10 protein-coding genes are annotated in these 11941 nt (G+C 59.5%); 5 read left to right on the top strand and 5 right to left on the bottom strand.

What is annotated here, in order from left to right; genetic code table 11:
* Positions 1–251: 251 nt before the first annotated feature.
* Complete coding sequence (locus KHQ26_RS22355; RefSeq protein WP_004149053.1) at positions 252–1526, top strand: dicarboxylate/amino acid:cation symporter; 1275 nt, start codon at positions 252–254, stop codon at positions 1524–1526.
* A gap of 272 nt (positions 1527–1798) precedes the next feature.
* On the opposite strand, the gene KHQ26_RS22350 is transcribed toward KHQ26_RS22355, so the two are convergent.
* From KHQ26_RS22350 to yegD, 5 genes are all read right to left on the bottom strand, one after another.
* Positions 1799–2410 carry a helix-turn-helix transcriptional regulator gene (locus tag KHQ26_RS22350; RefSeq protein ID WP_004151140.1) on the bottom strand — a complete coding sequence of 204 codons (612 nt, stop codon included), beginning with the start codon at positions 2408–2410 and terminating at the stop codon, positions 1799–1801.
* Between the two features lie 115 nt (positions 2411–2525).
* The gene (locus tag KHQ26_RS22345) at positions 2526–2666 is read right to left on the bottom strand and encodes a small membrane protein (RefSeq protein ID WP_004180546.1); all 141 of its coding nucleotides are present in this window, start codon (positions 2664–2666) and stop codon (positions 2526–2528) included.
* A gap of 237 nt (positions 2667–2903) precedes the next feature.
* Complete coding sequence (locus KHQ26_RS22340) at positions 2904–3605, bottom strand: response regulator transcription factor (protein ID WP_004151141.1); 702 nt, start codon at positions 3603–3605, stop codon at positions 2904–2906.
* Positions 3606–3619: 14 nt separating this feature from the next.
* The gene (locus KHQ26_RS22335; RefSeq protein ID WP_020804252.1) at positions 3620–5476 is read right to left on the bottom strand and encodes a sensor histidine kinase; all 1857 of its coding nucleotides are present in this window, start codon (positions 5474–5476) and stop codon (positions 3620–3622) included.
* Positions 5477–5764: 288 nt separating this feature from the next.
* Positions 5765–7117: a molecular chaperone gene (gene yegD, locus KHQ26_RS22330; protein WP_211777952.1), complete on the bottom strand. Its 1353-nt coding sequence runs from the start codon at positions 7115–7117 to the stop codon at positions 5765–5767.
* A 137-nt stretch (positions 7118–7254) separates the two neighbouring features.
* On the opposite strand from yegD, the gene alkA reads away from it, so the two are divergent.
* The 4 genes from alkA to asmA all read left to right on the top strand — a co-directional run bounded on the left by alkA (position 7255) and on the right by asmA (position 11409).
* Positions 7255–8103, top strand: coding sequence for a DNA-3-methyladenine glycosylase 2 (gene alkA, locus KHQ26_RS22325; protein ID WP_032435943.1), 849 nt, complete (start codon positions 7255–7257; stop codon positions 8101–8103).
* Positions 8104–8217: 114 nt separating this feature from the next.
* Positions 8218–8859, top strand: coding sequence for a uridine kinase (udk, locus tag KHQ26_RS22320; protein WP_002912442.1), 642 nt, complete (start codon positions 8218–8220; stop codon positions 8857–8859).
* A 90-nt stretch (positions 8860–8949) separates the two neighbouring features.
* The gene (gene dcd / locus KHQ26_RS22315; RefSeq protein ID WP_004151145.1) at positions 8950–9531 is read left to right on the top strand and encodes a dCTP deaminase; all 582 of its coding nucleotides are present in this window, start codon (positions 8950–8952) and stop codon (positions 9529–9531) included.
* Between the two features lie 30 nt (positions 9532–9561).
* Complete coding sequence (gene asmA / locus KHQ26_RS22310; protein ID WP_004180531.1) at positions 9562–11409, top strand: outer membrane assembly protein AsmA; 1848 nt, start codon at positions 9562–9564, stop codon at positions 11407–11409.
* The last annotated feature ends 532 nt before the right edge of the window (positions 11410–11941 follow it).

Genomic DNA, 11941 nt, shown 5'->3' with positions numbered 1-11941 from the left:
TGAGGGAAGGGGCCGTAAAAATGGAGGAATTATGAAAAGAAGGTTGAGAAATGTCTGGATAACCGCCGCGACGCCGGGCGCTCCCGCGGCCGATATCCGGGGTGATATCAACTTTTAGTTTAAAAAAGCAAAAAATAGTTGTATCCGCGGGGGCTTTAATTAGATTTATGCGGTGAATAAATCAGTGCATTCTCATAATAATAAAATATGCACTTAAAAATCAACGTGTTAAATAATCAGGGGTCATTGCTGTGGCAAACGCAAACAAACTCACGCTCTTCATCGTCATTTTTATGCTGATGGGGATCCTCTCCGGCGCGGCTATCCATGCCTACGCGACGCCAACCACCGTCTCCGCCTGGGCGGACAATATTACGCTGCTCACCGATCTGTTTCTGCGGTTGATCAAAATGGTCATCGCGCCGTTGGTGTTCAGCACCCTGACGGTCGGCATTATGCGCCTCGGCGAGACGGCGACCATCGGCCGGGTAGGCGGCAAGGCGATGGTCTGGTTCATCACCTCCTCGGTATTATCCATTCTCGTCGGGCTGGTGATCGTCACCTTCCAGCACCCGGGCGCCGGGTTAAACCTGGCGGTGCCGAAAGAGGCGGTGGATACCGGCCTGGCGGTCAGCGGCATGAGCCTGAAAGGATTCCTGTCGCACACCATCCCCACCAGCATCACCGAGGCGATGGCCAACAACGAGATCCTGCAGATCGTGGTGTTCTCGATGTTCTTCGGCATCGCCGGCGCGTCGCTGGGGGAGAAGTTTAATGCTCCGCTGGTGGCGGCCCTTAACGTGGTGTCGCACATTATGCTGAAGGTGACGGGCTATGTGATGTACGTTGCGCCGCTGGCCATCTTCGCCGCCATCTCGTCGGTGATTGCCTCCCAGGGGCTGGGGATCCTGCTCAACTATGCTTCGTTCATCGGCGGCTACTACCTGGCGGTGCTGTTGACCAGCGCGGTGCTGATTGCCGTCGGCTATATGGTGCTGAAAAAAGAGGTTTTCCGCCTGCTGAACATGCTGAAAGATCCGGTGCTGGTGGCCTTTACCACCAGCAGCTCGGAAGCGGCCTATCCGAAGACCCTTGAGCGACTGGTGAAGTTTGGCTGCTCGCGCAATATCGTCTCGTTCGTCCTGCCGATTGGCTACTCGTTCAACCTCGTTGGCTCGATGGTCTACTGCTCCTTCGCCGCGATGTTTATCGCCCAGGCCTATAACGTGCCGCTGAGCTTTAGCGAGATTACGGTCATGATGCTGACCCTGATGCTGGCCTCGAAAGGTATCGCCGGGGTGCCGCGTTCGGCGCTGGTGGTGCTGGCGGCGACGATCCCCAGCTTCAATATACCGGTCGCCGGGATCCTGCTGCTGATGGGTATCGACCATTTCCTCGACATGGGGCGCTCCGCCATCAACGTGCTGGGTAATGGCATCGCCACCGCGATGCTGTCGAAAAATGAAGGGTTGCTGACCGACGAGGAAGCGCAGCCGGACTGGGAAGTGGAGAAAGCGGAAGCCTGATCCTGCCGCGCCCTTTCACTGAGGGCGCTATTCCACACGGAAAAAAGACCCCTGACAGGCACGTCAGGGGCAATGTGACGAAGTATCAGTTTTCCTCGTGTAGCGTGTTTTTTATTATATAAAGACGGGCGGTAACGTCTTTATACCGAGGAAGCGTCAGAGTTTAACGTTATGTCCGCCAGCGCTGGATATTTTTTAGCATCCTGCGACTATTTTCGGATTTACGACAATATAGCCAGGTCAATATCTTATTTTTTTGTGCTGCTGTTTGCCTACCAGCGCTCACGTAAAAGATTCATAAACTGGAAAAATTCATGATTATTATTCAGGCTGTATTTTTCCATGATCTTATTCTTATGATAGGCGGCGGTGCGGGGACTCACACGCTGCAGCGCGGCGATTTTACTCATATCCAGCCCTTCGAGAATACCGTGCGCTACGGCGGTCTGCGATCGTGATAACACGCGATGCGGACAGCTGGCGCAGCTGAGTTCCCGGCCTGCGGCGTCGGTAGCCGTGGGGGTCATACAATGCTGGAGCTCGCTTTTAATGATCGTCAGCAATTGCGGAATACTGGCCGTTTTTAGCGAAACAAAAATGACCCCTTTCAGGCAATTAATCATGAACTCATCTTCCGGCAGCTGGTCATAGCTATGGAGAATAATCAGCGAGCTTCCTCTTTTTCTGTTCTTAATCAGGGTATTACATAGGTATATTTCCCCGGGGATCACTTCGCAGATAATGATATCTTCAGCTGACAGATCGGTGTTACGCCAGGAAAAACGCGCCCGCAGATCGCCCCGGGTGAGGTCATTGACCATGGCCACCAGCGATTCACGGACAAAGGCGTTGCGGGTGTTGATGGTGACATTAATGTTTCTCATGGCGTTATTTCCTTACGCAAAACATAACGCCATGCTGTGACAAATCCTCCGGGCGTATGCGGTGTGTTGAAGATATAAAAGTACCTACAATAATTTTTTATTATTTTAAAGTGAATTATTTACGACGCATCGAACGCTTATCGTTAAAAGTCAATTTCTGCCGCCTCCTGTCTTTCAGATAGGAAATAAAACTGTATACAGAGATGCTGAAGAAAAAAATGCATAGCAATAAAACTAACCACGTTTGCATGGCCATCGTTTTTACCCTGATTGTGTTGCATGGTGTCAGAATTTGCCGTGAACGGCTAATACGTTTTGTTATATGCTTTTCTGTCCCGTGAAAATCTTACGCCATCATCCTGATGTGCTAGTACTATAAGAAAGTTCTTAAGGTCATCGTCAGTCTCATTCCTCTCATTTCTCTCAGAAAATGAGAAAAATTAACACTTACGAGTTTTTTATATCCCGCGCGGCCGCCGACGCGCCCCGTCGTTCAGGAAATAAAGGCCAGTCCCTTACCAAAGATTGCGCGAACGGGCAGGTGGATCCCCTGCTGGCGTGCCTTGTGACGCAGGCGGCTAACCACCACGTCGATCCGGTGCAGGTCAGGCTCGCTTTCATGGGAAAACAGGCAGGCATGGAGATCAAGTTTGCTGCACACTTCGTTGCGATTGCGCATCAGGAGCTCCACCAGGCGATATTCCTGCTGGGTTAATTCCAGCGTCCGGGCGTCGGGTGAAATCAGTTTATCCTCTTGCAGACGCCAGCTGCCGGGGGAGACGGCCGGCGGCGTGCCGATCGCCTCCGCAGGCGGAGCCGCCGGACGGTCCTGGCGCAGGCGCGCGCCGAGGGCGGTGAGGGTCTCGGCAAGATGGGCGAAGTTTACCGGTTTGATCAGATAGGCATCGGCCCCAAGGCTCAGCGCCTGCAGTTTATCCTGTTGCTGACCGCGGGCGCTGACCACCACCAGACCGTAGTGCCCCAGCTCATGCAGATAGTTCAGTACGCTGAAGCCATCCTCGCCGGGCAGGCCGATATCAACCAGCACGATATCCACCGGATGGCTGTGCAGTTGCCGCCAGAAGGCTTCGGCGCTGCGCGTCCCCCACACCTCGAAGCCGCGATAGCCCAGCCAGGCCAGCAGTTCATCCAGCAGATCGGCGTTATCTTCAATTATCGCCAGCCGTAAAGCCATACGTCGTTCTCCTCTTAAGCAACCGTGGGGAGGGTGAGAATAAAGGTGCAGCCGTCCGGGCCATGCTCGGCCAGCCACAGTTTGCCATCATGAGCCTGCACTATCTGACGCGCAACATACAGTCCGAGACCGGTGCCGCCTGGCACCGGCGATGTGTGCTCGCCGCGGCGGTAGCGCTCAAAGATCAGTTCCGCCTGTCCGGCGGGGAGTCCCGGGCCGTGGTCGCGAATGCGTAGCTCCGTTTGCCCGGCATCGGAATGAATATCGATGGCGATTTCACCGGGGGGCGAATACTTGACGGCGTTATCCAGCAGATTAGCGATAGCGATGCACAGCAGGCCGGCATCGGCCTGCAGCTGCGGGCTTTCCACCGCGCCGTGCTGGCGGATGTTCAGGTAGTGATCATGGGAGATAGCCACTACCGAGGCGGCCATGTTGATTACCGTCAGCAGGGCGGTCTGCTGGCGCTCGACGTGCAGATCGTGGGAGGCGAGCCGGGCGTCGGCAAGGCAGTTATCGGTGAGCTGCACCAGGCGGGTGGCGGCGCGGCCGATGCGATCGAAGCGCGCCTCCTGGCTGGTCGAGGCCGCCGAGAGGCGAAGATTCTCCAGCGCCGCCTGGATCACCGCCAGCGGGGTGCGGAATTCGTGCGCCACCATGCCCATAAACTGCCGCTGGTGGAAGCTGGCTTCACGCTCAATCTGCAGTTCGCGCGCCAGGCGCTGCTTCTGCTCCAGCTGGCGGTTTTCAGCACGCACCCGCAGGATGGCAATGATCAGCACCGTAATGATGTGGACGATCAGCGCGTACTGCCAGAGGGAATAGATCGCCATATGGAACGGGATAATCCCATGGATCGACAACTGCACCAGCACCGCGGCGACGACATAGAACGGCGGCAGCAGACCCAGCAGCAGGGTGGTACGGTCGATAGCTTTTTTGCGCCACAGCCACCAGGAGGTGAACAGCAGCACCGGGGTGATAATGATGAATACTACCCCTTCAATCTGCATCGCGAAGCCGTAAAACCCGAGCGGAATACTGACCTGCAGCACCAGGTTGAGCACCACCGCGGCGATCAGTAGCTGATGAAGCCGCGGCATATTCTTCTTCAAATCAAAAATCTCGCTGTGCAGCCAGAGGGCGGTAGCATAGCTGAACAGGGAGAGGCTGCTGATCATGAAGTCCTGGAACGGCAGCGCCGCGTGGCCGAAAAACCACTCCGGGAAGCCGTGCAGGGCGGCCACCAGCGGATAATTGAGCGAGAAAAGACAGATGCCCCACAGCAGACGCCGGCGCAGGGCCAGCGCCAGCCACAGCGCCACGCCGCTGGCGACGGCGGCCAGGCCGAAATAGAAGCTCCAGAACGCGGTGTCGGCGGTCGCCCGCTGTACAAATTCCTGCGGCGAAGAGAGCGAGGCCAGCAGGATCAGAGTGCTGGTGCTCTGCAGGCGAAAGACCACCTCATAGCCGGCGGCGGTCAGCGGCGGGGGGAGGATCAGCACGCTTTCGCGGTAGTGCAGGTCGCTCTCGCGGGCGCCGCCGCGGTCGCCAAAGGTGCGCTGTGCCCAGGGGGCATCGCTGCCCAGAGGCCGGTAGTAAATAGTCAGATGGTCGACAAAAGAGGGGCCCAGCTGCAGCCAGCGCGGCTCCCCGGCAAACCACGTTCCCGGCAGTTCGCTGCGCAGCCACCAGGTTTTTCGCGAATAACCAAAGGAGGGGATCTGCCGGGTGGTGGCGAGCTGGTCTGCGGGCAGGGCGGCAAAACGATCGAGGGTCATCTGGCCGCTGTCGTCGGCGTACCACTGAACCGGAATATCAATCCCCACCTGGCGCGTCGCCGCCTGCGCCTGCGGGGCGACCAGCAGCAAGAGTAATCCACAGCTGAGCAGCCAGCCTGCCAGGAGCCGCGGCCGGCAACGCCGGACCGCCGCGAAGATCGCAGACACCCTTTTCAATCACGCCCCCTTGCGGCATGCAAAGATTACTGACCGCAGACGTCTGGCTACGGTATGGATAATACGCCCCTGGAAGCGGGGAGAGTGGACAGGCCTGTCCGGACGAACAGGCCATTTTGCGTGGGAGACCAGGAATATTCCAGCGTAATCTGCAGCGCCAGGATCAGGACAGACCTGCTGCGCGGCAGCGCCGGGCGAGGGCTAGCGGAAAACTACCTGCGCCCAGCGGGCCAGCCCGGCGGTCACCGAGCCAAAATCATCGCCACCGGCCAGCGGAATCCCCGGCAACTGGGCGGTCAGCGCCTTTTTGATCAGCGGCGAGCGGGCGCTGCCGCCGGTAAGATAGATCACGTCCGGGGTGGTCTGGCTGCTGTCGAGCGCGAGCTGCACCTGTTCCATAATGCGGGTCAACGGTTGATCCAGCGCGGCTTCCAGACCCTGCTGGGCGATGGCGGTGGCCAGCTCGTCCTGAATAAACGGCAGCGCGGTTTCGACGCTGGCGGCGCTGGAGAGGGCGATTTTGCTCTCTTCGGCGCTGCGCACCAGACGATAGCTGAGACGCTGGCGCCAGACCTTCAGCAGCAGAGCCACCTTGTCGGCATCCCGGGCGCTGCGCAGCAGATCGTTAAGCAGACGGCCGTTGGCGGTGCTGTAGAAATCGCTCTGCGCCGGCACGTCGTTGATGGCCACCGCGTTCCACCACGGAAGGATCGGCAGCGCGGTGCCTTTCTCCGTTTCGCCGCCCATGCCGAGGAGGGGCATCAGGCATTTGAAGGCCAGGGCAATGTCGAGGTCGTTACCGCCGATGCGGCAGCCGCTGTGGCCGAGCAGGCTCTGCTGTCGGTCGGCGCACTCCCGCCACTGCGGGCCCATCAGCAGCAGGGAGCAGTCGGTGGTTCCGCCGCCGATATCGACGACCAGCACCCGCTTTTCTTCACTGAGGGTCGCTTCGAAATCGAGCCCGGCGGCCACCGGTTCAAACTGAAAGACCACATCGCGGAAACCGGCGCGGTGGGCGGCCCGCTCAAGGATACCCTGCGCCTGGGCGTTCGCCTCATCGCCGCCGAGGCCCTGGAAGTTAATCGGTCGGCCAATCACCGCCTGGTCGATCTGCTCGGGCAGCTGGCTTTCGGCCTGCAGTTTGATGTGCAGCATCATGGCGCAGACCAGGTCTTCAAACAGGGCCACCTGCTGCGGCTTCAGCCCGCTGGCGCCGAGGAAGGATTTGGGCGATTTAACGAAGTAGACCTCTTCTGGATCTTCAACATACTGCTGCAGGGAGGCGAGACCGAACTGCACGCTGTTGCGCAGCACCTCGATGTCTTCGTCGCGGTTGGCGGCGATGGCCCGACGCAGCAGCGCCTGGTTTTCGTCGCTGTGGGTGGGGACATCATGATGGCGATAGAGCCACTCGCTGACCGCTTCGCGCGTCGGCGCGCAGAGCATCGAGGGCAGCAGCGCGCTGCCGTTTTCCAGTGTCAACAGCTGAGGGGTGTTTTCCCGCATCACGGCCACCGAACAGTTGGCGGTGCCGTAGTCAAAACCAATAAACATCGTCTGCAAAATCCCCATGCCGGTGAAGAAGGGGGGCGACTTTAGCGGATCGTCGCCAAGCCGACAACTGGAATTTAAAAGCAAGGCGCTGACGGTCAAGGGCGACTATCATTGAAACGCTATATAAAGGAGAGCTTATGGTGCTGTTACCCTGGACCCCGCCTTACGACTGGGCGTGGATGGTTGGTTTTCTGCAGGCGCGTGCCGTCGCCGGCGTCGAGCGCTTTGATGAAGGAGGCTACAGCCGCAGCTTTGGCGTGGAAGGCCACCGCGGGCTGATTCATCTGGCGCCGGACGAAGAGGCGCAGGGCCTGCGGGTGACCCTCTCCCCGGGGCTGCAACCGGTGGCGGAGATCTGCTATGCGCGAATTGGCCAGCTGTTTGATTTAGCCTGCGACCCGCGGCAGGTCGCCAGGGCGTTGGGCTCTCTGGCCCAGGCGCGGCCGGGGCTGCGCCTGCCGGGGGCGCTGGATGCCTTCGAGCAGGCGGTGCGCGCGGTGCTGGGCCAGCTGGTGAGCGTGGCGATGGCCGCCCGGCTCACCGCCAAAGTGGCGGCTGGCTGGGGCGAACCGCTGGCGGAGGCGCCTGGATATGTCTTGTTCCCGACGCCAAAGGCCCTGTCCCGGGCCGATCCGCAGGCGCTGAAGGCGCTGGGGATGCCGCTGCGACGCGCGGAGGCGCTGATCCACCTCGCCCGGGCGGCGCTCAGCGGCGAGCTGCCCCTGACGGCGCCGGCGGATATTGACGCCGGGCTGCGTCAACTGCAGACCCTGCCCGGGATTGGCCGCTGGACGGCAAACTACTTTGCCCTGCGCGGCTGGCAGGCGAAAGATGTCTTTTTGCCGAATGATTACCTGATTAAACAGCGCTTTCCGGGAATGACCCCGGCCGCCATCGCCCGCTATGCCCGCCGCTGGCAGCCGATGCGATCCTACGCGCTGTTGCATATCTGGTATACCGATGACTGGGCGCCGGCGGCGGAATAGCCGCCCGGGGCGCATACCACTGGTATCGGGACGCTGAAATCCCTATAATTGCCGCGTTTGGCGGTCCGCCGCCACCCTCCATCTCTATCCAGGTTAATCAGGTCGCAAAAATTTATGACTGATATGTCCCATCAGTGCGTCATTGTAGGCATCGCCGGCGCATCGGCTTCTGGCAAAAGTCTTATCGCCAGTACTCTCTATCGCGAATTGCGTGAACAAGTTGGCGACGAACATATTGGCGTCATTCCGGAAGACAGCTATTACAAAGATCAAAGCCATCTGTCGATGGAAGAGCGCGTCAAAACCAACTATGACCACCCGAGCTCAATGGACCACAGTCTGTTGTTCCAGCATTTGCAGATGCTGAAAAGCGGCCAGCCGATTGAACTGCCGGTCTATAGCTACGTCGAGCATACCCGCACGCCGAACACCATTCACGTCGAGCCGAAGAAGGTGATTATCCTTGAAGGGATCCTGCTGCTGACCGATGCGCGCCTGCGTAACGAGCTCAACTTCTCTATTTTCGTCGACACCCCTCTCGATATTTGCCTGATGCGCCGTATTAAGCGCGACGTTAACGAGCGCGGCCGCTCCATGGACTCGGTGATGGCCCAGTATCAGAAAACCGTGCGCCCGATGTTCCTGCAGTTTATTGAACCGTCGAAGCAGTATGCCGACATTATCGTGCCGCGCGGCGGCAAAAACCGCATCGCTATTGATATTCTGAAGGCCAAAATCAGTCAGTTCTTTGAATAACCTGGCCGAATTGTGTAACGTGCAAAGAGTAGCCCTGTTGCCCTCTCCGCCGCGAAGCGTGCGGGAAGCAGCCTTATAAGGAGAAAGCCCATGCGTCTGTGTGACCGAGATATCGAAGCCTGGTTGGATGAAGGGCGACTCGCCATCAATCCGCGTCCGCCCGTTGAGCGTATTAATGGCGCGACGGTTGATGTACGGCTGGGTAATAAATTCCGCACCTTCCGTGGCCACACGGCGCCGTTTATCGATTTAAGCGGCCCGAAGGCTGAGGTCAGCGCCGCGCTGGACCGCGTGATGAGCGAAGAGATCGTCCTGCCGGAAGGGGAAGCCTTTTTCCTGCATCCGGGCGAACTGGCGCTGGCGGTGACCTACGAGTCTGTCACCCTGCCTGCCGACCTGGTAGGCTGGCTGGACGGACGCTCCTCGCTGGCGCGCCTGGGGCTGATGGTGCACGTTACCGCGCACCGTATCGATCCAGGCTGGTCCGGCTGCATCGTGCTTGAGTTTTACAACTCCGGTAAGCTGCCGTTGGCGCTGCGCCCGGGGATGCCCATCGGCGCGCTGAGCTTTGAACCGTTATCGGGCCCGGCGGCCCGGCCGTATAACCGCCGTGAAGACGCCAAATATCGCGACCAGCAGGGCGCGGTGGCGAGCCGAATCGACAAGGATTGATAACGTCAACGGGGTGTTGCTGAGGGTGCCATGAGACGAATACTGACAACGCTGATGATCCTGCTGGCGGTCATTGTCGCCGGGCTTACCTCGTTGGTATTGCTGGTCAATCCCAACGATTTTCGCGCCTATATGGTGCATGAGGTGGCAGAGCGCAGCGGTTATCAGCTTGACCTTGATGGCCCGCTGCGCTGGCACGTCTGGCCGCAGCTCAGCATTCTCAGCGGACGGATGACGCTGACCGCCAGAGGCGCCGAAGAGCCGGTGATCCGCGCCGACAATATGCGCCTCGACGTGGCGCTGCTGCCGCTGCTCTCGCATCAGCTGCAGGTGAAGCAGGTGATGCTCAAGGGCGCGGTGATCCAGCTGACCCCGAAAACCGAGGCGGTTCGCGACAGCTCAGCGCCGGTGGTGCCGCATGATAACACCCTGCCGCTGGCCCCGGAGGATCGAGGATGGTCCTACGATGTCCGTCAGCTGCAGGTGGCCGACAGCGTGCTCTTCTTCCAGCATGAGAACGGCGAGCAGGTGACCGTGCGCGATATCCGTCTGCAGATGGAGCAGGATGAGAATCACCGGGCCACCGTGGATTTCTCCGGCCGGGTGAACCGCGACCAGCGCGACCTGGCGCTGAACTTCTCCGCCACCGTGCAGGGCGGCGATTATCCGCACTCCTTAAAAGCCGACTTTACCCAGCTTAGCTGGCAGCTGCGCGGCGCCGAGCTCCCACCGGACGGCATTAATGGTCAGGGGAGTCTGCAGGCCAGCTGGCAGGAAGATGACAAGACCCTGCGTTTTGACAACCTGAATCTGATGGCTAACCGCAGCACCGTTACCGGCAGCGGCAGCGTGGTGCTGGGGGATCGCCCGGACTGGTCGCTGGATTTGCACGCCACCACTCTCGATCTCGATAGTCTGCTGGCGCAAAGGTCGCCGGCGACGGACAGTAGCGCCAGTCAGCAGGGCCAGAGTCAGACGCGACCGCTGCGCCCGGTGATCGCCGACAGCGATGAGCGCGAAGATTACCAGAGCCTGCGCGGCTTCAACGGCCGAATGGCCCTGAGCGCCGACCAGCTGCAGTGGCGCGGTCTGAACTTCACCCAGGTGCAGAGCGAAATCAGCAACCAGCAGGGGCTGCTGACGGTCAGCAAAATGCAGGGCAATCTTGACGGCGGGCAGCTCTCTCTCCCTGGCACCCTGGATGCCCGCGGCGACACGCCGCTGGCGACGTTCCAGCCGGCGCTGCAGAATGTGGAGATCGGTTCGCTGATCAAAGCCTTTAACTATTCCTTAAACCTGACCGGCAAGCTGTCGCTGAGCGGCGAATTTTCCGGAACGCGCATTGACGCCGATGATTTCCGTCGCCACTGGCAGGGACAGGCTCAGCTCCAGATGGCCGATACCCGCACCGAAGGGCTGAACTTCCAGCAGCTGGTGCAGCAGGCCGTGGAGCGCAGCACCAACGTGCGGGCGCAGGAAAATTACGACAATGCCACCCGCCTGGATTCCGTGAGCAGCCGGCTGACGCTGGATAACGGGCTGGTGACGCTGAACCGCCTGCAGGGGCAGTCCGACGTGATGGCGATGACCGGCGAAGGACAGCTCGATCTGCAGAAAGAGAACTGCGATATGCGCTTCAACGTGCGTGTGCTCGGCGGCTGGAAAGGGGAGGGCAAGCTTATCGACCGTCTGAAACAGACCGCTATCCCGCTGCGCATCTACGGCGAGTGGCAGTCGCTGAGCTACAGTCTGCAGGTCGATCAGATCCTGCGCAAACAGCTGCAGGATGAAGCGAAGCAGCGCCTCAACGACTGGGTTGAGCGTAATAAAGGCAGCAAAGACGGCAACGATGCCAAAAAGCTGCTCGATAAGCTGTAATTCCTACCACCGCGGCCCGGAAGTTTCCGGGCTGTGTTTATCGTCAAAGCGTAATGTCACAATGATGCCGGGTGGCGGCTGCGCCTGACCCGGTCTGGATTATACGGTGGGTGTCATACCCCGATTAGTTCGCCATCCCGTAGGCCTGATAAGCGAAGCGCCATCAGGCAGTGTGGCGGCTACGCCTGGCCCGGTCTGGATTATACGGTGGGCGTCATACCCCCATTAGTTCGCCATCCCGTAGGCCTGATAAGCGAAGCGCCATCAGGCAGTGTGGCGGCTGCGTCTGACCCGGCCTGGATTATACGGTGGGTGTCATCCCCCGATTAGTTCGCCATCCCGTAGGCCTGATAAGCGAAGCGCCATCAGGCAGTGTGGCAGCTACGCCTGACCCGGTCTGGATTATACGGTGGGTGTCATCCCCCGATTAGTTCGCCATCCCGTAGGCCTGATAAGCGAAGCGCCATCAGGCATTGTGGCAGCTACGCCTGACCCGGCCTGGATTATATGGAGGGTGCCATACCCCGATTAG

This window comes from Klebsiella sp. 10, from assembly GCF_018223925.1.
Taxonomy (GTDB): domain Bacteria; phylum Pseudomonadota; class Gammaproteobacteria; order Enterobacterales; family Enterobacteriaceae; genus Klebsiella; species Klebsiella pneumoniae.
Note: the sequence above shows the minus strand (reverse complement) of the source record. Positions and strands in the feature narration are given on the sequence as shown.

Coding starts and splice junctions, on each gene's coding strand:
- KHQ26_RS22350 (WP_004151140.1), bottom strand. CDS start 2,410: ATGAGAAACATTAATGTCACCATCAACACCCGCAACGCCTTTGTCCGT.
- KHQ26_RS22345 (WP_004180546.1), bottom strand. CDS start 2,666: ATGGCCATGCAAACGTGGTTAGTTTTATTGCTATGCATTTTTTTCTTC.
- KHQ26_RS22340 (WP_004151141.1), bottom strand. CDS start 3,605: ATGGCTTTACGGCTGGCGATAATTGAAGATAACGCCGATCTGCTGGAT.
- yegD (WP_211777952.1), bottom strand. CDS start 7,117: ATGTTTATTGGTTTTGACTACGGCACCGCCAACTGTTCGGTGGCCGTG.
- alkA (WP_032435943.1), top strand. CDS start 7,255: ATGGTGCTGTTACCCTGGACCCCGCCTTACGACTGGGCGTGGATGGTT.
- udk (WP_002912442.1), top strand. CDS start 8,218: ATGACTGATATGTCCCATCAGTGCGTCATTGTAGGCATCGCCGGCGCA.
- dcd (WP_004151145.1), top strand. CDS start 8,950: ATGCGTCTGTGTGACCGAGATATCGAAGCCTGGTTGGATGAAGGGCGA.
- asmA (WP_004180531.1), top strand. CDS start 9,562: ATGAGACGAATACTGACAACGCTGATGATCCTGCTGGCGGTCATTGTC.